The sequence below is a fragment of the Gimibacter soli genome, assembly GCF_028463845.1.
Taxonomy (GTDB): domain Bacteria; phylum Pseudomonadota; class Alphaproteobacteria; order Sphingomonadales; family Kordiimonadaceae; genus Gimibacter; species Gimibacter soli.
Genome location: NZ_CP116805.1, coordinates 3,280,359 through 3,301,044 on the forward strand (window position 1 = coordinate 3,280,359; position 20,686 = coordinate 3,301,044).

Annotated in this window: 20 protein-coding genes and 1 tRNA gene; 10 read left to right on the forward strand and 11 right to left on the reverse strand. The window is 60.8% G+C overall.

The window, feature by feature from the left end:
- Window positions 1–11 precede the first annotated feature (11 nt).
- Window positions 12–491, forward strand: coding sequence for a MarR family winged helix-turn-helix transcriptional regulator (locus PH603_RS15085; RefSeq protein WP_289503523.1), 480 nt, complete (start codon window positions 12–14; stop codon window positions 489–491).
- Between the two features lie 7 nt (window positions 492–498).
- Here PH603_RS15085 and PH603_RS15090 read toward each other — a convergent pair whose 3' ends face one another.
- The 10 genes from PH603_RS15090 to PH603_RS15135 all read right to left on the reverse strand — a co-directional run bounded on the left by PH603_RS15090 (window position 499) and on the right by PH603_RS15135 (window position 12,333).
- Window positions 499–1,578, reverse strand: coding sequence for a ComEC/Rec2 family competence protein (locus PH603_RS15090; RefSeq protein ID WP_289503525.1), 1,080 nt, complete (start codon window positions 1,576–1,578; stop codon window positions 499–501).
- A 19-nt stretch (window positions 1,579–1,597) separates the two neighbouring features.
- The gene (locus tag PH603_RS15095; protein ID WP_289503526.1) at window positions 1,598–2,827 is read right to left on the reverse strand and encodes a S8 family peptidase; all 1,230 of its coding nucleotides are present in this window, start codon (window positions 2,825–2,827) and stop codon (window positions 1,598–1,600) included.
- 116 nt (window positions 2,828–2,943) lie between these two features.
- Window positions 2,944–3,327 carry a hypothetical protein gene (locus PH603_RS15100; RefSeq protein WP_289503527.1) on the reverse strand — a complete coding sequence of 128 codons (384 nt, stop codon included), beginning with the start codon at window positions 3,325–3,327 and terminating at the stop codon, window positions 2,944–2,946.
- A gap of 64 nt (window positions 3,328–3,391) precedes the next feature.
- A complete protein-coding gene (locus PH603_RS15105) occupies window positions 3,392–3,982 on the reverse strand; it encodes a hypothetical protein (RefSeq protein WP_289503528.1) in 591 nt (196 codons plus the stop codon).
- A complete protein-coding gene (locus PH603_RS15110; RefSeq protein WP_289503529.1) occupies window positions 3,979–5,760 on the reverse strand; it encodes a hypothetical protein in 1,782 nt (593 codons plus the stop codon). The genes PH603_RS15105 and PH603_RS15110 overlap by 4 nt, the downstream gene beginning before the upstream one ends.
- 222 nt (window positions 5,761–5,982) lie before the next feature.
- Window positions 5,983–9,120 carry an efflux RND transporter permease subunit gene (locus PH603_RS15115; protein ID WP_289503530.1) on the reverse strand — a complete coding sequence of 1,046 codons (3,138 nt, stop codon included), beginning with the start codon at window positions 9,118–9,120 and terminating at the stop codon, window positions 5,983–5,985.
- Between the two features lie 21 nt (window positions 9,121–9,141).
- Window positions 9,142–10,401 carry an efflux RND transporter periplasmic adaptor subunit gene (locus PH603_RS15120; RefSeq protein WP_289503533.1) on the reverse strand — a complete coding sequence of 420 codons (1,260 nt, stop codon included), beginning with the start codon at window positions 10,399–10,401 and terminating at the stop codon, window positions 9,142–9,144.
- A 1-nt stretch (window position 10,402) separates the two neighbouring features.
- Entirely contained in the window at window positions 10,403–11,659 is a 1,257-nt protein-coding gene (locus PH603_RS15125; RefSeq protein ID WP_289503535.1) for a TolC family protein, read from the reverse strand.
- Window positions 11,660–11,726: 67 nt separating this feature from the next.
- Complete coding sequence (locus tag PH603_RS15130) at window positions 11,727–12,095, reverse strand: hypothetical protein (RefSeq protein WP_289503537.1); 369 nt, start codon at window positions 12,093–12,095, stop codon at window positions 11,727–11,729.
- Window positions 12,096–12,243: 148 nt separating this feature from the next.
- Window positions 12,244–12,333: transfer RNA gene (locus tag PH603_RS15135), tRNA-Ser, on the reverse strand.
- Between the two features lie 174 nt (window positions 12,334–12,507).
- Here PH603_RS15135 and PH603_RS15140 point away from each other — a divergent pair.
- Window positions 12,508–13,146: a LysE family translocator gene (locus PH603_RS15140; RefSeq protein ID WP_289503540.1), complete on the forward strand. Its 639-nt coding sequence runs from the start codon at window positions 12,508–12,510 to the stop codon at window positions 13,144–13,146.
- Here the strand turns inward: PH603_RS15140 and PH603_RS15145 are convergent.
- Window positions 13,143–13,613 (reverse strand): Lrp/AsnC family transcriptional regulator, encoded by a 471-nt coding sequence (locus PH603_RS15145; protein WP_289503542.1) that lies wholly within the window; start codon window positions 13,611–13,613, stop codon window positions 13,143–13,145. The genes PH603_RS15140 and PH603_RS15145 overlap by 4 nt on opposite strands.
- A gap of 171 nt (window positions 13,614–13,784) precedes the next feature.
- Between PH603_RS15145 and PH603_RS15150 the strand changes: the two genes are divergently transcribed.
- The 8 genes from PH603_RS15150 (at window position 13,785) to proB (ending at window position 20,681) form a co-directional block, all read left to right on the forward strand.
- A complete protein-coding gene (locus PH603_RS15150; protein WP_289503544.1) occupies window positions 13,785–14,060 on the forward strand; it encodes an ACT-like domain-containing protein in 276 nt (91 codons plus the stop codon).
- 140 nt (window positions 14,061–14,200) lie between these two features.
- Window positions 14,201–15,163: an NAD(P)H-dependent flavin oxidoreductase gene (locus PH603_RS15155; protein WP_289503547.1), complete on the forward strand. Its 963-nt coding sequence runs from the start codon at window positions 14,201–14,203 to the stop codon at window positions 15,161–15,163.
- Between the two features lie 165 nt (window positions 15,164–15,328).
- Window positions 15,329–16,858: a calcium-binding protein gene (locus PH603_RS15160; RefSeq protein ID WP_289503549.1), complete on the forward strand. Its 1,530-nt coding sequence runs from the start codon at window positions 15,329–15,331 to the stop codon at window positions 16,856–16,858.
- Window positions 16,859–17,009: 151 nt separating this feature from the next.
- The gene (locus PH603_RS15165; protein WP_289503551.1) at window positions 17,010–17,450 is read left to right on the forward strand and encodes a hypothetical protein; all 441 of its coding nucleotides are present in this window, start codon (window positions 17,010–17,012) and stop codon (window positions 17,448–17,450) included.
- Between the two features lie 216 nt (window positions 17,451–17,666).
- A complete protein-coding gene (rplU, locus tag PH603_RS15170; protein WP_289503553.1) occupies window positions 17,667–18,026 on the forward strand; it encodes a 50S ribosomal protein L21 in 360 nt (119 codons plus the stop codon).
- A gap of 26 nt (window positions 18,027–18,052) precedes the next feature.
- On the forward strand, window positions 18,053–18,313 hold the full coding sequence (gene rpmA, locus PH603_RS15175; protein ID WP_289503555.1) for a 50S ribosomal protein L27: 261 nt from the start codon (window positions 18,053–18,055) through the stop codon (window positions 18,311–18,313).
- 112 nt (window positions 18,314–18,425) lie between these two features.
- Window positions 18,426–19,514, forward strand: coding sequence for a GTPase ObgE (gene obgE, locus PH603_RS15180; protein WP_289503557.1), 1,089 nt, complete (start codon window positions 18,426–18,428; stop codon window positions 19,512–19,514).
- 39 nt (window positions 19,515–19,553) lie between these two features.
- Window positions 19,554–20,681 (forward strand): glutamate 5-kinase, encoded by a 1,128-nt coding sequence (gene proB / locus PH603_RS15185; RefSeq protein WP_289503559.1) that lies wholly within the window; start codon window positions 19,554–19,556, stop codon window positions 20,679–20,681.
- The last annotated feature ends 5 nt before the right edge of the window (window positions 20,682–20,686 follow it).

A 20,686-nucleotide genomic window follows, 5' to 3' on the forward strand; every position in this document is an offset into this window, starting at 1 on the left:
TAGATGAGGCTATGAGCGATTATGATGATATCCTGATTTCGATCCGCCGCATCATGCGCGCGGTCGACCTGCAATCGAAGCAGCTGATGAAGGCCACCGGCCTCACGGCACCGCAGCTTGTCGTCATGCAGGCCATCCGCAAGATCGGCAAGGCAGCCCCCTCGAATGTGGCGCGCGAGGTGGCGCTCAGCCAGCCGACCGTGACGACAATCCTCGAGCGGCTCGAAAAAGGCGGCCTTATCCGCCGCGAACGCAGCGAGGACGACCGCCGCGTCGTCTTTGCCTGCCTCACCGCAGAAGGTCAGAAGCGGCTGGAGGAAGCGCCGGAGCTGTTGCAGGCAGGTTTCCTGCGCCGCTACCGCCGACTGGATGAATGGGAACGCACCATGCTCGTCAGCGCCCTGCAGCGCATCGCCGCGATGATGGACGCCGAAGATCTTGATGCCTCGCCGATCCTTGACACCGGCGAGATCATCGACAAGCCGGACTGAGCCTTCTTCAGATATCGATCACCGAAGATGTTCCCGTCGCCGGGAACACGCAGTCATAGCCATATGTGCCCTGCAGGCTGGCCCTGTCCCACAATCGGGTTTCGGGCGACGTGTAATTGAAATGGATCTGCTTGCGCGCGGCGGTGGGCGTTTTGAGGATACGGGCCATCGCTTCGGGGTCGGGATGATCGAACCGGCTGCCGCTGGTCGAGACCGCGAAACGGTGGCACGCGACAATATCCAGCAGCTCACGCGTCACATTGCCCTTGCTGCCGTGATGGGACAGCTTGAACAGATCGACCGGGCATTTGCTTTGGACCGAAAAACCGAGCCCTTCGAGACTGGCCAACAGGACATCCGGATGTGCATCCCCGGTCAGGAGAACCCGCTTTCCGGCAAATTCCGCAAGGAAGGCTATACTTGAGCCATTGGGAACTGCATCGTCGATAGGCGTCGGCGCAGCAAGTGCCTCAACGTCCGGATCAGCCGTCAGAATGGCCGGCCCGAGGGGGAAGGCCGCAGCGGGAATGTCCAGCTCTTCAGCCACAACGATTGCTTCAGCTTCACGCCGGTACTTTTCCCAGTCTTTCCTGAGCGGGGCCAGATGGGCGCCATCGGGCGAGAGGATCGTCAATTTCAGCCCGGCGATATCGATAGCTGTGCCCACTGTTTCCACCGCGATGGCACTGCCCTGGAAACGCGCATTGATCGGCCAGTCATGCGCCTTGAGCGCCTTCGTATAGGCGTCCGCCTGCTTGATCCCGAGGATACCCAGAAACGGCATGAAGGCCATCTGGTCGAAGCCGTTAAACCAGACCTCCCTGGGTTTCAGCACCGGCGGCGCCTCATTCACCAGTTCCAGCAAGCCTTCGATATGATCGGCATCGATATGGGTCAGAACCAGAAGCTCCAGCCCCTCGCCCCGCGCTTCGATGGCTTCAAGCGCCGCTTTCAGGCCACCCTTCTTGAAGGTTGCCTTTCTGCCGCCGTCGATAAGCACATGACGCAGGGCCGCCTCCTGCCCGTAACTGAGCAGGAGGCAATCGCCTTCGTTGGCGGGAAACATTGTCAGGCGGAAAACCGTCATCCCGTCACCCTTTCTGTCATCAAGGCGCCATGGCCCGGCCACGGCCATAATCGCGAATGGTGAGCGTTGGCTTGAGCTGGCCAAGGGTTGCGCTGGCCAGCACCAGTTCCTTTATTCGGGTGGCTGTTGCCAGTCGGCCGGCACCCGCTTCCCTTTGCCACCACAGGGCGGCAAGGCCTGCAACATGGGGGCACGCCATGCTTGTCCCGCTCATCGTGGCAAGACCGCCACCGAGTGCCGCCGAGGAGATAGCAACCCCCGGCGCGGCAATGGCCGGGTCGCTGTTCGAAAAGGTTGCGATATCGTAGTTCGGTGTACCGTCTGCATAGGCGGCGACAGAGACCACGCCTTCCGCCGCCGCGGGAAGCGACGCAGAGATCACATAGTTGGCATTCTGGTTGCGCCGGCTTTCATTACCCGCTGCCGCCACCACCACAGCATTCTTGTTGAAGGGCTCCATCGCCTTGAAATAATTGACGAGGGCATCGAACGCCCGAAGGTTCTGCCGGTACCCGACAAGGCCCTGCGAGGTGGCAAGATCGATGGGCAAGCCCTGATTTTGCACCAGCCAGGCCACCAGGCCCGGAAAGTCGAACCCGAGCGACATGGAAAGGACCTGCGCACCTTCGTTGACGACGGCCCATTGCATGGCCTGGAACAGGGCATCCGACGAGCCGCCGCCGTTATCCGCCAGCACCTTGCCGATTACAGCCCTCGTGACGCCCGGCGCCACCCCGATACGGGTATTTTGCACGTCGCGCCCGAAAACCGTACCGGCGCAATGGGTGCCATGACCGTGGCCATCTGCTGCATTCGGGGCAGTCCCGGTGAAATCGCGCGTGATCAGATTGACCCCGGCAAACGCCGGGTGGGATGCCTCGATCCCTGTATCCAGCACTGCAACTGTCACGCCTGCCCCGGTTGCTGTCGAGACATCGGCCCCGACCGCACCGACGCCCCACGCAGTATTCACTGCTGCAACGCCGGGACCACCGACCTGCGCCTCGATCAGCTTGATCGGCATCGACATAACGGCGCTGTCGTTGCTGTTGCTGGCATTGATTTCAGCGGCTTCCTTGTCGGAAAGCTCCGCAGGTTCCACCGACAGTTCAGGCTTTTCATCCATCCCTTCCGTCATCATGACGGGCCCGAACGCGGTGGCATCGAAAGCTGCAGGCCCCAGTCGCGGGGCGGGCGGCAGGTTCCTTGGCAACCTCAGACGGAAAACGGTATATTTGGCAAGAGACATGGACTTTCTCCTTTCCTTGCGGGAATGAAATACTCCTTCCTGAACTTACGCACGATGCACGCAGTACATCAGCGACCCGTGCCACCCCATCGTACCGACCCGAACGGTCAAACGTTCTATGGCAGATGCTGTGTTTTCTGCTGGAACTCGAGCGCCGCCTTCGCGAACTCAACGGCCTTTGTCACACAGTCGCGGTCAACAATGAGCTGGGCTGTGGCATCGGCACGTCTTTTTGCCTCGGCAATTTCTTCAGGCGTCGGTGGCACTATCAAGATGCCGGTCGATTTCCGCGCATCGTATTTCGCCTGAATGAGCGCCTTGTCATGCGTCAAGCGGATGATCACCAGATCGATCTGGGCCTCTTCTCCTGGGGTCGTATCGGCCTGATACCGACGGATTTTGGCTTTTGCGATCGCCTCGATATGGGTCTTCATATCCTCGACATTGGCGAGCACATAGGCAGCCTTTTCTGCCTTGCTCATGTCTTTCCAAGGTATCATCGGTTGCTCCTATGGCCGCGCGGGATGGCCCCTCCATACAGTCGCGGCAACTGCCGGTAATCCCTCACTGCGACGCGTCGGCCGTCAGCTTCCGGGCTTCGTCGTCGGCCTTGTCATCCGCTTCAGCCCCGGCCTTTTCCGCTGCTTCGCGAAGCGCCTTATAGTCTTTCCCGGTTTGCTTGACGAAGACGAGGAACTGTTTGGCCCGGGTCTTGAAGCTGCTTTTCACGCCAAGTTCGGCCAGCGCCTTCTGGGTCGCCGCCAGTTCATGCGTCGGCACCACCAGCTTCCTCAGGTTGGCGCGCTGCTCACTTTCAAGCGCCACTTGCCGGGCCAGCGTTGCATCCCAACGCTTTGTGGATTCCTCGGCCTTGCCCTTGACGGAAGCGAACAGCTTGCGGGCGGAGCCCACCTGCCGGTTCACCCGCCGCTCCAGCACATCATCAACGGTACGATGCATCTCCAGCGCCCGTTCCAGGCGTCGCTCATCGGCGATGGCTGTTGCTGCTGCATACTGGTTCAGGCCATTCGACACCTTTGTCAGGCTGGCCGCAGACGCATTCGCCTGATCCCGGATGGCGTCCGGAGTGGCGCAGGCGGCAAGTGCACAGGCCGCAACGATGACGAATATGACTTTGCAGGAAGCGGCCGTCATTCATTCACTCCCACGGCTGTCGCGGTGAGGGCGATCAGTTCGGCCAGCTTTTCGGGCCGGATGCCGCCGCTGTGATAGGTGGCAAGCTGATTGACCTGCGGTTCGATGATGGCGTTCCAAAGGGCGATGGACGCATTTGATGCCTGCATGGAAAGCTCATAGGAAAGCGCCACTTCCTGCCAGGCTGCAGCCCTGTACTGCCCCTGCCCCAACGCGACCGACAGATAATAATAGGCAAGGGACGTTTCGAGATATTCGCGGAAGTCCCGTTCACTCAGCGATTTCGAATCTGAGGGCAACTCGGCCTCGATCAGGCCAGCCAGATTGCGCACCCGATATCCTTTTGCGTCCGCGGGCATACCCGAAAGCTTCTTGTTGAGGACACATGCTGCAGATGCCACGTCTGCGCAGGCCCAGCGGGCATATTTCAACGCGTCCCGCAGCAGCGACAATTCCAGCTCAATCGCCTTCTGCCGCGCTGCGATCAGCTTGACCTTCTGCTCTTCAATCGCGACGCGCTGCTCGGCGAACGCCTTGTTCACTTCCAGCCGCCTCTTTTCGATCAGCAGCGCATTCACGGGCGGGGCATCGTCCTTCCTGGACATTTCATAGATTTCGTCCGCCATATCAAGGAAGGCCGCCGCAAACTGGCTGGCGCGATCCGGCACTTCATCTGCACCGTCGCCCTCGTCCGGCTGCGGGTCTGTGGAAAGGCTGGTCAGGAAGGTATCAAGGCTGTCGAGCCGGGCTTCGATGATACCAAGTTCACTGAATGCCTTTGCACCAAGGTTGGCGCTTTCCTGCACTTTCCCGATAATTTCCTTGGCTTCGGCGACGCGCAGATTGAAACGGTCCGAAGGTTTCTGGTCGCTCTCCTTCTTGCTGCCTTTCAGGGGGGAAGCCGCACAGGTCAGCTTGCCAGCCGAGACAAGCATCTTATCCGTCACGGTGGCAGCATCCGCCGGAATTTCGAAATTCTCGATACCCGGCATTTTCAGCGTTTCCGCACCGGTCTCGATGGCGCAGGTCGCCCGCCGAAACCGTGCCACTTCAAGGAAAGCGTCCTGCTTGCTTTTCTTTATCGCCTGCTGCGCCGTTTCGAGCTCTTTGCCGAGAAGCCCTTGGAGGCCATCACCGGACCCCATAATCTGCTCATATTGAGCATAGGCCAGTTTGCGTGCATCACATGCTGCCACGGCTTCAGCCCATAAATTGTACTCGTCACTTCCAGGCTCCCCGCCAGTCTCTTCACGCACACTCTCGCACGTGACCGCCTTTTCAATGACATCCTGATACCGGCTCAATAGCATTTTTGAGATGGCATCTTTGGCTTCGGCGTCTTCAAATCTGGCGCCTGTTTTTTCAACCTTCTCGTTCAGGCAAGCCAATGGATCCCTGTCGGGGGCCGTGCACTTGCTGCCGGTTATTTGATCGTAGCGGGCCGCGATCTTGTTCCTGATGAACTGACTGGCCAGTGTCGCTTCACCCTTATCCTGCTCGAGGAGTGCGGAAAGGTCGGCATCGGCTTCTGCCGCCGTAATCCGGACCACAGCCTCAAGCTCGGTTTTCAGGAGTGCGGCCTGGTTGTCCTTGCGGGCGGGGATGACCTCCAGCAACTTGGCGGCGGTATAATGCTCTTGGGCGGCGCTGGCGGTTTCATCGAGCCGGGCATTATAGAAAGGCGAGCCCCCGCATCCGGCAAGACTGACAGCAGCGGCGATCCCTGCCGCCAGCCTGATGGCGGCGGCGCTGCGACCGTATTTTTTGTCTGGTTTCATCCGCCCCCCTGATGCGCGAATGACATGAGGCTTTTCGTCAGCTCAGAACAGACAACCGGATTTGAGATAGGCGATGGCGTGAAGTTTCACAATTTTAGCGAGATTCAACGCGAAATACAATCATAGCATTATAAAAATCTACCCAAGAGCACGAAAGCTTTCGGGCTCGCCAGCGCGCGCGAAATGCGCTGCTGGCGAGCCCGAGCCTGTCTTTTAAATCCGTCAGTCCGCGCGCCGTTCGCCAATCAGGCTTTGCAGCACGGGCAGCACAAGAAGCGTGAGGAGCGTGGACGAAATGATCCCGCCGATCACCACGGTCGCCAGCGGCCGCTGAACCTCGCTGCCGATCCCGACATTGAGCGCCATCGGCACGAAGCCGAGGCTGGCGACAAGGGCTGTCATAAGGACCGGGCGTAGGCGCACAAGCGCCCCTTCCCGGATCGCTTCTTCTACCCCTTTGCCTGCCTTCTGCAGGGACCGGATGAAGCTGACCATCACGACACCATTGAGGACCGCGACGCCCGAAAGCGCGATGAAGCCCACAGCGGCCGAGATCGAAAACGGCATGTCCCGCAGCCACAAGGCCGCCACCCCGCCGGTGAGCGCGAGCGGGATGCCGGACGAGACGACGATCACCTCCCGCGCTGACCCAAAGAGGCCGTAAAGTAGGACAATGATCAGCAGAAGCGCGGCAGGCACCACGATCCGCATCCGTTCGGCGGCTGAGATCAGCTGCTCGAACGTGCCGCCATAGGTGACCCAGTAACCTGCGGACACATCGACCTCAGCCTCAACAGCGCGTCGCACATCGGCGACGAAACTGCCAAGGTCGCGGTCACGGACGTTGGCCGTCACCACCACCCGCCGCTTGCCGTTTTCGCGGCTGATCTGGTTGGGGCCGATGGTCACCTCGATGGTCGCAAGTTCCGAGAGCGGGACGAAGCCAAGCTCGTCTTCATCCTGCGCTCGGATATGGGCAGGAAGCGGCACGGGCAGCCGGCTGATCGCGGCCAGACTGCCGCGCAGGTCTTCCGGCAGCCGGACGACGATATCGAACCGCCGGTCGCCTTCGAAAATCTGCCCGGCAACACGCCCGCCAACAGATGCTGCCACCACATCCTGCACGTCGCCCACCGAAAGCCCGTAACGGGCGAGCGCTTCCCGGTTCGGCAACACCGAAAGGACCGGCAGGCCCGTCACCTGCTCGACTTGGATGTCAGCCGCCCCCGGCACCTTCGCCATCGCCTGTTCCACGGCATTGGCGGTGGCCAGAAGCGTGTCCAGATCGTCCCCGAACACCTTCACGGCAAGATCGGCCCGAACACCCGAGATCAGCTCGTTGAAGCGCATCTCGATAGGCTGGGTGAACTCGTACTTGTTACCGGGATAGGTTTGCATCACCGCCTTGATCTCCTCGATCAGCCGGGTTTTGCTTTTGCCCGGATCCGGCCACTCGCCTCGTTCCTTCAGAAAGATGAAAGTATCGGCCACGCTTGGCGGCATCGGGTCGGTCGCCACATCCGCCGTCCCGATCTTGCCGACAATCTCGTCAACCTCCGGAAAATCGCGCAGGCGCTTTTCAAGGGTCATCTGCATGTCGATGGCCTGCGCAAGCCCCGTGCCCGGAATGCGCAGGGCATGCATGGCAATGTCCCCTTCATCAAGGCTCGGCACAAACTCCGCCCCCATGCGGGAGGCAAGATAGCCGCTACCCACAAGGAGCAGGACAGCCGCTGCAACAACCGGTGTCCGCGCCTTCAGGACGGCATTCAACACCGGCGCATAAACCGCCCGCGCACCACGCACCACGGGGCTTTCCTTTTCCTCGACCTTGCCGGTGACGAAGGTGGCCACCGCCGCCGGCACGAAGCTGATGGAAAGCACAAGCGCCGACAGGATCGCCATCACCACGGTGAAGGCCATGGGGTGGAACATTTTCCCCTCCACGCCGGTGAGCGCGAAGATGGGGATATAGACGACCGCGATGATGAAGACGCCGAAGAGGCTTGGCCGAACCACTTCAATCGTCGCGCTTGCCGCCAGACTATGGCGTTCCTCCGCTGTCAGCAGCCGCCCGAGCCGGTGTTGAGCCTCCCCGAACCGTCGCAAGCAGTTTTCCACGATGATTACGGCCCCGTCGACAATGAGGCCGAAATCGAGCGCCCCGAGGCTCATCAGGTTGCCCGACACGCGGTTTTCGACCATGCCGGTGATGGTCATCAGCATCGAAAGCGGAATGACCATCGCGGTGATGATCGCGGCCCGCACATTGCCCAGCATCAGGAGAAGGATGACGATCACCAGAAGCGCGCCTTCGACGAGGTTCTTGGCAACCGTGTTGATCGTCTTGTCGACAAGCGTTGTCCGGTTGTAGGCCGGGCGGATGACGATCCCTGCCGGCAGGGTTTTGTTGATTTCCGCGATCCGGGCATCCACCGCTTCCGATACGATCCGGCTGTTTTCCCCGATCAGCATGAAAACGGTGCCAAGCACCACTTCATGGCCGTTCTGGGTTGCCGCCCCGGTGCGAAGTTCTTCACCAAGCCCCACGCCGGCCACATCGGTCAGCCGGATGGAAACCCCGTGGCGCTGGGTGATGATGATGGATTCAAGATCAGCCAGCCCTTCGGCCTGCCCCGGCACGCGCACCAGATACTGCTCGCCCGAGCGTTCGATATAGCCTGCCCCGACGTTCGCATTATTGCGCTCCAGCGCTTCAATGATATCGCTGAGGCCAAGGTTGTAGGCCGACAGCCGGTCCGGCCACGGGGTGACATGGAACTGTTTGGTATAGCCCCCGATGGTATTGACCTCGGTAACCCCCGGCACCGTCACCAGCTGCGGACGGACTGTCCAGTCATGCACGGTCCGGAGGTCCATCGGCGTCCAGGGCTCGCCCGCTGCATTCCGGGCACCGGGCTCCGCGTCCACGGTGTACATGTAAATCTCGCCAAGACCGGTCGCAATCGGACCGGGCTCGGGTTCGATACCCGGCGGCAGTTTGCCTTTCGCCGTTTGCAGCCGTTCATTCACAAGCTGCCGGGCGAAATAGATATCGGTGCCATCCTCGAACACCACCGTCACCTGCGACAGCCCGTAGCGCGAGATCGACCGCGCATAGGAAAGCTTCGGCAGCCCCGCGAGGGCGGTTTCAATAGGGAAGGTAACGCGCTGCTCGGCTTCCAGCGGCGAATAGCCCGGTGCCTCGGTATTGATCTGCACCTGCACGTTGGTGATATCCGGCACCGCATCGATCAGGAGGCGCTGGAAATTCCAGACCCCGAAGGCGGCGATCAGGGCCACGATCCCGAGCACCGCCCAGCGGCGCCTGATGGCCAGCGAAACAAGTTTGTCTAACATGATATGTCCTGCTCCCCGGCCTCAGTGGTCGTGCGAGGCGCCGGACTTTTCAATGTCGGCTTTCACAAGGAAAGAGTTCACGGTGACATAAGGCTGGCCCGGCTTGATCCCGCCCAGTACTTCAGTCCATTCCGGTGTCTGGCGGCCAAGATCGAGCATGCGAACCTCGTATTCTTCTCCGACCTGCGCGAAGACGACCGTGAAATCACGGAAGCGCTGCAGGGCATCCGTGCGAACGGCCAGCGGCACTTCCTCGCGGGAGACAACCACATTGCCTTTCACTGTCATGCCCGGCACCCAGCGCTCGTCGGGGTTCATGAGCGGCGCATGGACGATCATGGTTTGCGTCGCGCTTTCAGCGGTCGGCAGATAGGCTTCCAGTTCGGTTTCAGCAGTCCGCCCGCCATCAATCGAACGTACGGCTACCATCTGCCCCGGCTGCACAATGCCAAGGTCACCGGGATAGACATGGAAATCGACCCGCAGGCGGGAAAGGTCGCCGATCACGAAAAGCGGGGTATCGTAAACCACGTCACCCACCTGCGCGGTGCGCTTCACCATCACGCCGTCCATCGGCGCGACAATATCGTAGGGCTTCAGGCTGTCATTGCTTTCAACCCGTGCCAGCAGCTCGCCCTTCTTCACCCGGTCGCCTTCGGATTTGGTCACCGCCAGCACCTTGCCGGGGAAACGGGCGCGAAGAGTTGATTCCGCGTCCGGCGCGAACTCGACGCGTCCCAGAAGCTCGATCGTTTCCTCGATCATGGCAGGCCCCACCGGCGCTACCTCGATGCCAACCTCGGCAGCCATCCCGGCGCTGATCGCCGTGCGCCCCTCGTAGGAACCGTAAGTCCAGCTATGCGCATGGCCGGCGTGGCGGGCTTCCACCTTCACATCGAAGGAATGCGGCTCCGTAACCACGCCGTCACCCGAAAGGTGATCGGCTTCGGCTGCAAAGGCGAAGACATTCTCTTCCCCGTCCAGTCGGGTGAGCGTCACCTTCGCCTCCACTTGCGCCGGGTCAAGAAGTGCGCCGTCCTTATAGGCAAAAAGCCTGAATTGCGGCGGGCGACCTGCTTCGAAAATGGTGACCTCGATGGCGAGATCACCGTCTGTCAGCAGGCGGCCATTGTGCGGTCCGCGCGGGAAGTCGGCGGCTTCTGCCTCATGCCCGTCGCCAGCCGCATGCGAATGATCGTCGGGTTCGCTGCTGCATCCGGTGATCAGGAGGCCGGAAATAAGGGTTGCCGCAAGGCGGTTCCGGAATTGATTGTTTTTCATGTCAGTTTCCTTGCGCATCGAAGGCGCTGTCGTGTTCGGCATTGAGGCGGGCAAGACCGGCGCGGGCCATGTGATAAGCCGCAAGCGCATCGATCAGTTGCCCCTCGAAATCGGCAACAAGCTGTTCGGCCGCAAACACATCAAGGTGCGAGGCCGCCCCCTTGGCGACCTGCGCCCGGGCGAGATCGACCGTTCTCGCCACCTCGGCGATGCTTTTCCTGAGTTGCCCAGCTTCCACGAAGGCAGAGGCCATATGCTGCCGCTCCAGCAGGAAGCGGGCATTCAGCCGCCGTTCCATTTCAAGCGTCTCGAACCGGCTCTGGTTGAGGTCAGACTTGGCGCGGGCGATATTGCCCCGGTTGGTGTCATAAAGGGCGAAGGGAATGGAAATGCCCGCCACCGCCGCCACTTCCCCGGAATCCTGCAGATACCGCAGGCCGAGCCGGACCGTCGGGTCCTGCACGCCCCTCGCCTGTTCGAGCGCCACCATGGCCGACTGGCGATCCTCGCGCAGTCGCCAAAGTACCATGTCGGGCGTGTCCGCACTCAAAGCCGCAAGGGATGGCAGGGCGGCAGGAAGGGCTGCAAAGAAGCCTGGCTCAAGGACAAAGCCGGCGTCCGCCCCACCCCAAAGGCCCGCGAGCAGCAACTTGGCTGTTTCGGCCTTGAGGGCCGCTTCCTTCATCGCATTTTCTGCCCGAAGCGTGCGGATACGCGCTTGCGACACTGCCAGATCGGACTCCCGCCCGGCTGAGGCACGCTCCGCCAGCAGGCGTTCGGTTCCGGCAAGCACGCTAGCCTGTCGCACCAGCGCATCGTGGCGGGCTGTTGCCGCCACGGCCTCGATAAAGGCACGTTCGGCCTCGTAGGCGAGATCGAGCCTGCGAACGCGAAGTTCAGCGGCGGCGATCCGCTTGTCTTCTTCAGACACAGCCACCCGCCGCGCGCGCTTGCCGCCGCGTTCGATCAGCTGGGAATAACTCGCCGTCGCCTCGACCCGGTCCAATTCGGTATAGGGCCCGGTGCCGGTGAAGTTTTCGACCTCAAGGCCGATATGGGGATTGGGCCGGGTGCCGGCCTGATCGACAAGCGCGTTCCGCGCCTCGACCGCCGCCTTTGCAGCCTCAAGGGCCGGTGCGGCATTGAGGACGCGGGCAATTGCCGCCACGCGGGTAAGCGGCGATTGGCCATCCTCGGCAGATACGCCGATGGACCAAAGACCGCAGGCAGCGGCCAAGGCCACCTGTTTCAGTTTCATGATGGGATACTCTCTTCAAAATATCGGAAGCGCCAGGGCACGAAGCCCGGGACGCGAGGGATCTATTTCAAAGAGAGGGATATAGGGGCGGCGGGACCGGCGGGCTTGGCACTTCGGTCAGCGCGGACTCGTTCCGCAGCCGGCGGAAAACCGTCGGCTGTGCATCCGCGAATTCGACCCCAAGGTCCGGTGCGCCCATGACAGCACAAAGCAGGAGATGAAAGGCAAAATGCATCGTCATAGAAGCGACGCTGTCATGGGAGGCAAGCTCTGCTGCCGTGTGCGGGTGATCAATCCCCGCCACATGCATTGTCACATGCGGCCCGAAATTGTGATCCTGCCTGGCATCAAGAAGCGCGAGATCAACCATGCGAATGACGACAAACGCCAGAAGCGTCATCATCATAAGAGCCCGGATTGTCCAGCGCTGTGCCATGGCGTCCCGCGATTTGTGCAGATGAACCGATACTAGTGCCCAACGGCGACATGATCAAGCAAGCATGGCATTCATCATGCACCGATCCACATATGATCGAAGCACAGATGCTTTCAAGAGGGTGCATTCAGGGAAATGGGTTTCAAGCTGGCGGAGAGAGAGGGATTCGAACCCTCGAAACCCTTGCGGGTTTAACGGTTTTCGAGACCGCCCCATTCAACCACTCTGGCACCTCTCCGCGCCTCGCTTGAGCTGTCGCCCATGGGGTTGGCGACGGGGGCGGAACCTATAGCAACAAAGGGGGTGCCGCAAGAGGAAAAATACGCTTTTTTGACGGCATGCTTTTCCTTGCTTGAAGCCTGCCCCGCCCTTTGCGAGGCTTGGCGCAATCGCATGCCTGAGGAGCCCCGCCATGCTGCCCGAAATGAGTATCCTGATCCCCTTCATGCTGGCCGTTTTCGCGCTGTCGATCACGCCCGGCCCGGACATGACCTTTGTGGCGACGACCTCGGGCCGCAGCGGCATGAAGGCGGGGCTGATGGCCGCACTTGGCGTGGCGGTCGGCTGCCTTGTACATGCGGGCCTCGCGACCTTCGGGATCACGGCACTCCTCGCCACACTGCCGGGCGCGCTGACCGTCCTCAAGATCGCCGGGGCGCTTTACCTCGGCTTCATGGCATTCCAGATGCTGAAGCCGGCGAAGAAAGTGGAGGCGCCGGAAGCTGTGGCCGAGCCAGCACCTGCCCGCCGCGGAAACCCGTTCCTGCAGGGGCTGATGGTCAATCTCCTCAATCCCAAGGTCGGGCTTTTCTTCCTCGCCTTCATCCCGCAGTTCGTGCCACACGAGGCCGCGCACCCGGCGCTGATGACCATGACACTTGGCGTCCTGTTCAATCTTTCGGGCACGGCGGTGAATGTGACGGTTGCCATTGTGGTCGCGCGTTCGGCCGCCAAAATCGCTGCCACACGCCGCGTGAAGGCGGTGCTGCGCTATATCACCGGCACCATTATTGGCGCCTTCGCGGTCCGGCTGGCAGCGAGCGACCTTTAACCCGCCGGCGTCAGCGCCAGCATCGTTGTATTCTTGACCGCCGTCAGCGCGATCGAGGAACTGATCTCGCGCACGCCGTCAATCTGGCTGAGCTTGGTCCAGAAGAAGGTTTCATAGGCCGTCACATCCTTCACGCGGATCTTGATCAGGAAATCGATGTCGCCCATCAGGGTGTGGCATTCGATCACTTCCGGGAACTCGCGCACCTTCTCCAGGAAATGCGGCAGCAGGTCGCGGCTGTGGGCCTGCATCTTGACGCTCGCGAACACCATGACGCCAAGGCCGACCTTTTCGGGGTCGAGGATCACCGTATAGTTTTTGATCACCCCGTCCGCTTCCATCTTCTGGATGCGCCGCCAGACGGCCGAGCGCGAGGACGCCACCTTTTCGGCAAGGTCATTCAGCGGAATCCGCGAATCTTCCTGCAGTGCGGTCAGGATACGGGTATCGAGAGCATCAAGCGACATGACACATATTTCCCACATATGGATATAGATCGGAACATTTTCTCACAACATGGTCGATTATCGCCTCATTCAGGGACCTTTTCCACCACAAATGTGCTTATGATCCCGGCCATGACGAGAAGCGCCCAGGGAGAGCCCGAGGGCGGCAGCGAGCCAGAGAAGGAGATAGTCATGGTTTTCACGAGCAACACCCGCGCCCGGTTTTCGGTGCAGGCCGAATATGAGCCCTCGACGCTGGCGCGCATTCTCGAGATTTTCAACGTCAAGGGCGTGCCCTGCGACAGCCTGATGGCGCGCATGAGCCAGGACGGCCAGCAATATATCCAGCTGGATACCCACGATGTTGCCGACGACACCGCCACCAATCTGGCCAACAAGATGCGGCAGATTGTGTCGGTCCGGAGCGTCCGCTCCGAAATCCTGGTTTGCCTGCCGAAGGCAAGCTGACCGCTTTCCTTTCTATTTAAAAACCCCAACCTTGAGGACGGTTTCGGCGCACGGCCGGTACCGTCCCTCTTTTTTGGGCTTGCCGCCTGCCCCGCCCCAAACTAGCCTCGTGCCAATTACTGGTCAGGGGAGTTTGATAAATGTCGATTGCCGAGAAACTGAAAAGCCGGATGCGGCTGCCTGTCATTGCGTCGCCCATGTTCATCGTATCGGGGCCGGAGCTGGTGATTGCCCAGTGCAAGGCCGGTGTGATCGGCTCTTTCCCCGCGCTCAATGCCCGCCCGCAGCCGGTCTTTGAAGACTGGCTGAAGCGGATCGAGGACGAGCTTGGCGAGTGGGACGAGAAAAATCCCGACCGGCCCTCCGCCCCCTTCGCGGTCAACCAGATCGTCCACAAGACGAACGACCGCCTGATGGAAGACGTGGAACTGTGCGTGAAATACAAGGTGCCGGTGATCATCACCTCGCTCGGAGCGCGCGAAGACGTGAACGAGGCGATCCACAGCTATGGCGGCGTGGTGCTGCATGACATCATCAATAACCGCTTCGCCAAAAAAGCCATCGAGAAAGGCGCCGACGGCCTGATCGCGGTGGCGAGCGGAGCCGGCGGCCACGCGGGCACCCTGTCGCCCTTCGCGCTCATTCAGGAAATCCGCGAATGGTTCGACGGCCCCCTGGCGCTTTCGGGCTCCATCGCCACGGGCGGCGCCGTACTCGCGGCTGAAGCCATGGGTGCCGATTTCGGCTATATCGGCTCGGCCTTCATCGCGACCGACGAAGCCAATGCCGATGCCGCCTACAAGCAGATGATCGTCGACAGCATGGCGGACGATATCGTCTACACCAACCTCTTCACCGGCGTGCATGGCAACTATCTGAAGCCATCGATCGTCAATGCCGGCATGGACCCCGACAACCTGCCGGTCAGCGACCCATCCGCCATGGCGTTCGGTTCGGGCGGTTCGTCCAAGTCGAAAGCATGGCGCGACATCTGGGGCTGCGGCCAGGGGATCGGCGCGGTGAAAGCCACCGTTCCGGCAGCGGCGCTTGTCGACCGGCTTGCCGCCGAATATCAGGCAGCCAAAGCCCGCATCTGCAAATAAAATCTCCGCTGCCGCCAAAAATTAGCACTTGAGCCTAATTTCTGCCGAATTGACTGTTTAACCTTTCATTAACTGCCGCCGCCGGATCGTCGTCTCCTCACACGGGACCCTTCCGGCGAATGGCAGTTTCGCATGGAGGCGTCAGTATCAATTTTTCGGAGACAGATGATGGCAGACATCGAAGGCACGAGCGGCGACGACACCCTCACCGGCACGGACGCAAACGAGAAGATTGAGGGCGGCGATGGCGATGACCTGATTTCAGCGCTGGGCGGTAACGACACACTCGAGGGCCAGAACGGCGACGACACGCTGACCGGCGGCGACGGTGCCGACAAATTCGAGTTCGGCGCGGGCCACGATGTGATCACCGACTTCAATATCGCTGCAGGCGACGTCATCGACCTTGATGGCCTTGCCGAAATCACCAGCTTCGAAGCACTGATGGCAACTGGCGCCGATACCGATGGCGGCGTCGTTTTCACCTTCTCGGACACCCGCAGCCTGCGCCTTGAAGGCTTGACGCTTGCCGATCTCACCGCAGCCGGGTTCGACTTCGACGATGACGACGAAGATGATGAGGACGGCGAAGAAGTCCATTTTCAGGGCACCAATGGCGACGACGACTGGGATGGCACCGAGCTTGACGAGATCAGCCTCGGCAACGCCGGCAACGATCATCTGGACGGCCAAGGCGGCAATGACAAACTGTGGGGCGGCGCGGGCGATGACACCGTCCTTGGCGGCACCGGCGACGACCGGATCGCGGCAGGTTCTGGCGCCAAAACATCAAACGATATCTACGCGGGTGGCGACGGCGATGACCTCATCAATGGTGGCCACAGCGACGATATCCTGATTGGCGACGATTTCGGCGACAACACCGGCGTCGGGGTCGACCAGATGTATGGCGGCCTTGGTGACGACTTCCTTGTTGCCGGCAGCTGGACCGACACCAATGCCGACAAAAAGGTCGATATTGATGAAATCGACTTCAGTGAAACAGGCGCCAACACGATGTATGGCGGCAAGGGCGACGACACCCTCGTCGGCAGCGACGGCGACGATGTGCTCGGCGGCGGGCTTGGCGACGACATCTTCATCGGCAACGGTGGGCACGATGCCGTGTTCGGGTCGCTTGGCGATGACTTGCTGATCGGCGGCAGTTGGACGGATACGAACGGCAACGGGCAAGTCGACCTGGATGAAATCGTTGCCGGCGACACGGTAGGCAACCATATGTACGGCGGCCAGGGCGATGACACGGTGATCGGCACCGACGGTGACGATGAACTCGGCGGCAGCTGGGGCGATGACATCCTGTGGGGCAACGGCGGCAACGACGGGCTCTTCGGCGGTGATGGTGACGATTCCGTCAACGGCGGCGCCGGCGATGACACCCTGTATGGCGGCAAGGGCGACGATACGCTCGTCGGCGGCGAAGGCGCCGACCTGTTTGCCGCTACCCGCTCCCCCGGCGACGATGTGATTGCCGATTTCGAAATCGGCATCGATACGCTCGATCTCTCGAACAGCACGCGCGACTTCGGAACCATTGAAGATCTGCTTGCGAATGCCGAGGAAATCGATGTGGACGGCGAGGTCGCCCTTTCCGTCGACACCGGCGGCAATACGAGCATCGTCCTGATGGGGTTGACACTCGAAACGGTTGTCGACGCGGACATCATCTACTGATCCGCATCAGGCTTACCTGAAACGATTGGGGCGGCGGGAACATATCAATGGTTCCGCCGCCCTTTTCACAAGCCCTTGCCCGATCACGCCGCCATGCCTAAAACTGGTGGCTTGAACCATATGATCCAGAATTCATTGATCGGACTTTTCCATGAACACCAAGCTTGATTCCCTGACATACGCCGGCGCGTTTCTGCTCGTCCTTGGCTGCTTCGTACCCATGTTCGATTTCCGCATGGTCGGCACCGTCAGCTATTATGACATCAACAATCCCGATGTTTATGTGCTGCTGGTGGCTGCGGCCCTCGCGCCAGCTGTTATCCGCCTGCGCAAGCGGTCGCTCGCGATCCTCGGGCCGGTGCTTGCCTGGGCCGTGCTTCTGTGGCCGATGCTGAAAAACATGGGCAAGGAAGACAATGCCCTGATGGACAAGCTGAAGGACGCGGTTTCCGATCCGCTTCGCCAGTATGCCGGCAACATTTTCGAGCATATCGATGCCGATGTGCTGGCCTGGGGTGGCTATGTGTTTCTGGCGAGTCTCGTGCTCTACACGCTCGGCGGCGTGCTCGTCAGCGCCACAGCGCGCAAATAAGCATCAAATAATCCGCGCTCTCGCTTGACTTTGGGGGCGTTATCCGTATAGTCCCGCCGGTTAGCGACGGGGCACATGTGCACTCGCCGCTGCTTTTGCTTTGAAAAAAGCCTGCGGAAACCGCCCAAAGTGCGGGGGCGCCCGGGAGAAATCCCGGCAACCATCAGGGTTCTAGACCCGCCCGGTTTGCTGCGGCGATATATGGAAGGAACAGACATGTTCGCAGTCGTAAAGACGGGCGGTAAACAATACCGCGTTGCCGAGGGCGATGTGATCAAGGTTGAGAAACTGGCGGGCGACGCTGGTTCAACCATCACCCTCGATGAAGTTCTGATGGTCGGTGACGACAAAGGCGTGAAGGTTGGTGAACCCACCCTCAAAGGCGCTAACGTGACCGCTACCGTTCTTGAGCAGAAGAAAGACAAGAAGATCATCGTCTTCAAGAAGAAGCGCCGCCAGAACTACCGCCGCAAGCGTGGTCATCGTCAAGAGATCACCGTTCTGCGCATCACTGGTATCGCTGGCGCTGCTGCCAAGAAGACCGCAAAGAAAACCGAAGAAGCTGCAGCTGAGTAAGCGGCTGGTATTGAAGGAGTAACCAAATGGCTCACAAAAAAGCTGGTGGTAGTTCCCGTAACGGCCGCGACTCTATCGGTCGCCGTCTGGGCGTGAAAAAATTCGGCGGTGAAAATGTTCTCGCCGGCAACATCCTCGTTCGTCAGCGCGGTACCAAGTGGTATCCGGGCGAGAACGTCGGCATGGGCAAGGACCACACCCTGTTCGCGCTGATCGAAGGTCAGGTGAAATTCTCGAAATCGACGGGCGGCAAAGCCTACGTTTCGGTTTACGGCACCGACGCCTGAGGCGCGCGCTGCTTCGGCAGCACCTGAAGTTTCGGAAGGGGTGGGCAAACGTCCACCCCTTTCCTTATGATACGGGTGCGATGCGCCCCGAGTACCGGATGGAACAAACGCCATGAAATTTGTCGATCAAGCGCGAATCTTTGTGAAAAGCGGCGATGGCGGCAACGGCTGCGTTGCCTTCCGGCGCGAAAAATTCATCGAATACGGCGGCCCCAACGGCGGCGACGGCGGCAAGGGTGGCAATATCATCCTTGAGGCGGTCGACGGCCTCAATACGCTTGTCGATTATCGCTATGCCCGCCACTTCAAGGCGCGCAAGGGCGAGAACGGCTCGGGCCGCGACCGCACCGGTGCCTCGTCTCCCGATGTGATCCTGCAGGTGCCGGTCGGCACCCAGATTTTCGATGAGGACGAAGACTTCCTGATCGCCGACCTCGACAATCTTGGCGACCGTATCGTGCTTTGCAAAGGCGGCGACGGCGGCCTTGGCAACACGCATTTCAAAACGTCGACAAACCGCGCCCCCCGCAAGGCGACCCCCGGCCATCCGGGCGAGGAACGCTGGGTAACGCTGCGCCTGAAGCTGATCGCGGACGCCGGCCTTGTAGGCCTGCCGAACGCCGGCAAATCGACCTTCCTGTCGGTCGTATCTGCCGCCAAGCCGAAGATTGCCGACTATCCCTTCACCACGCTTGCCCCGCAGCTTGGCGTTGTCGGCTTCAAGAGCCACGAGTTCGTGCTCGCCGATATCCCGGGCCTGATCGAAGGCGCCAGCGAGGGCGTGGGCCTTGGCCACCGTTTCCTTGGCCATGTTGAACGCTGCGGCGTTCTCCTGCATCTGATCGACGCCACCCAGGACGATATCCAGGGCGCCTACGAAACGATCATGGAAGAGCTGGACCTCTATGACGCCGGCCTGCTGGACAAGCCGATGATCATCGGCCTCAACAAGTGCGACGCCATCCCGGAAGAGTTTATCGAGGAAAAGATGAACGAGCTGGCCGAGGTCACCGACTGCGAGGTTATCCCGCTTTCGGGCGCCACCGGCTTCGGTGTACAGAAGGTGCTGGCGGCCCTTTGGGAAGTGGTTGCGGATGACCGTGCCCGCCGGATCGCCGAGCGTGCGGCCAAGGAAGGCGAAAAGGCTGTAAAAACAGTCAGTGAGGACGAAGATTCCTCTGGCGGCTGGTCGCCCCTCTGATTAGGCTGTGCCCCCGTAATTTCGAGGGGCCACGGCCAAATGACCACATTCAGCGACAGACTAAAGGACACCCGCCGGATCGTCCTGAAGATCGGTTCGGCATTGCTGATCGACGGCAACCGCAGCGTCGTGCGCGAGGCGTGGCTAAACTCGCTGGCCGATGACGTGGCCGCCCTCAAGGCGCGCGGCATCCAGGTGATCCTCGTATCCTCCGGCGCCATCGCCATGGGGCGTGAAGCCATCGGCTATTCCACCCGCCCTGACCGGCTCGAAGACGCGCAGGCCGCCGCCGCCGTCGGCCAGATCCGCCTCGCCCGGGCCTATCAGGATGTGTTTGCCAAGCGCGATATCGTGGTGGGGCAAATCCTCCTCACCCTTGATGACCTTGAAGAACGGCCGAGTTACCTCAACGCCCGCAACACGCTTGAGACACTCCTCGATCGCGGCATCGTGCCGGTCATCAATGAAAACGACACGGTGGCGACGACCGAAATCCGCTTCGGTGATAACGACCGCTTGTCAGCCCGCGTTGCGCACCTCACCGGTGCCGATCTCCTGATCCTGTTCTCGGATATCGACGGGCTCTATGAGACCGACCCCAGAAAAAGCCCCGATGCGCCGTTCGTATCGGTCGTTGAAAAGATCACGCCTGCAATCGACGCAATGGCCGGCCCGCCGGGTGCGACAACTGCCGGAACCGGCGGCATGATCACCAAGCTTGCCGCCGCCAAGATCGCCATGGCGGGTGGCTGTTCGATGATCATCGCCAAGGGTGAGGCCGAACGCCCGGTCGGTCGCCTGATCGACGGCGAACGCCACACGATCTTTATCGCCAGCGAAGACCCGCTGACCATCCGCAAGCGCTGGATCAGGGGCCTGATGGCACCGCAGGGCTTCGCGCATCTCGATGACGGCGCCGTTGCCGCCATCCGGAGTGGCGCCAGCCTGTTGCCGGCGGGCGTGACCGGAGTTGACGGCAATTTCAATCGCGGCTCGCTGATTGCCCTTCTTGACCGCCACCAGCATCTGGTGGGGCAAGGGCTCGCGGCCTATGGTTCTGTCGAAGCGGACAAGATCAAGGGCTGCCAGATCAAGGAAATCAGCAGTATCCTTGGCTATTCGGGGCGTTCTGCCCTCGTCCACCGCGACGATATGGTGATATTCTAGTCCGG

Bases quoted from the DNA above. Each gene is read 5' to 3' on its own strand.
- PH603_RS15160 (WP_289503549.1), top strand. From the start codon at position 15,329: ATGATGGCAGACATCGAAGGCACGAGCGGCGACGACACCCTCACCGGC.
- PH603_RS15145 (WP_289503542.1), bottom strand. From the start codon at position 13,613: ATGTCGCTTGATGCTCTCGATACCCGTATCCTGACCGCACTGCAGGAA.
- PH603_RS15115 (WP_289503530.1), bottom strand. From the start codon at position 9,120: ATGTTAGACAAACTTGTTTCGCTGGCCATCAGGCGCCGCTGGGCGGTG.
- PH603_RS15090 (WP_289503525.1), bottom strand. From the start codon at position 1,578: ATGACGGTTTTCCGCCTGACAATGTTTCCCGCCAACGAAGGCGATTGC.
- PH603_RS15095 (WP_289503526.1), bottom strand. From the start codon at position 2,827: ATGTCTCTTGCCAAATATACCGTTTTCCGTCTGAGGTTGCCAAGGAAC.
- obgE (WP_289503557.1), top strand. From the start codon at position 18,426: ATGAAATTTGTCGATCAAGCGCGAATCTTTGTGAAAAGCGGCGATGGC.
- rpmA (WP_289503555.1), top strand. From the start codon at position 18,053: ATGGCTCACAAAAAAGCTGGTGGTAGTTCCCGTAACGGCCGCGACTCT.
- PH603_RS15125 (WP_289503535.1), bottom strand. From the start codon at position 11,659: ATGAAACTGAAACAGGTGGCCTTGGCCGCTGCCTGCGGTCTTTGGTCC.
- PH603_RS15110 (WP_289503529.1), bottom strand. From the start codon at position 5,760: ATGAAACCAGACAAAAAATACGGTCGCAGCGCCGCCGCCATCAGGCTG.
- PH603_RS15085 (WP_289503523.1), top strand. From the start codon at position 12: ATGAGCGATTATGATGATATCCTGATTTCGATCCGCCGCATCATGCGC.
- PH603_RS15105 (WP_289503528.1), bottom strand. From the start codon at position 3,982: ATGACGGCCGCTTCCTGCAAAGTCATATTCGTCATCGTTGCGGCCTGT.
- PH603_RS15130 (WP_289503537.1), bottom strand. From the start codon at position 12,095: ATGGCACAGCGCTGGACAATCCGGGCTCTTATGATGATGACGCTTCTG.
- PH603_RS15150 (WP_289503544.1), top strand. From the start codon at position 13,785: ATGGTTTTCACGAGCAACACCCGCGCCCGGTTTTCGGTGCAGGCCGAA.
- PH603_RS15120 (WP_289503533.1), bottom strand. From the start codon at position 10,401: ATGAAAAACAATCAATTCCGGAACCGCCTTGCGGCAACCCTTATTTCC.
- proB (WP_289503559.1), top strand. From the start codon at position 19,554: ATGACCACATTCAGCGACAGACTAAAGGACACCCGCCGGATCGTCCTG.
- PH603_RS15140 (WP_289503540.1), top strand. From the start codon at position 12,508: ATGCTGCCCGAAATGAGTATCCTGATCCCCTTCATGCTGGCCGTTTTC.
- PH603_RS15165 (WP_289503551.1), top strand. From the start codon at position 17,010: ATGAACACCAAGCTTGATTCCCTGACATACGCCGGCGCGTTTCTGCTC.
- rplU (WP_289503553.1), top strand. From the start codon at position 17,667: ATGTTCGCAGTCGTAAAGACGGGCGGTAAACAATACCGCGTTGCCGAG.
- PH603_RS15155 (WP_289503547.1), top strand. From the start codon at position 14,201: ATGTCGATTGCCGAGAAACTGAAAAGCCGGATGCGGCTGCCTGTCATT.
- PH603_RS15100 (WP_289503527.1), bottom strand. From the start codon at position 3,327: ATGATACCTTGGAAAGACATGAGCAAGGCAGAAAAGGCTGCCTATGTG.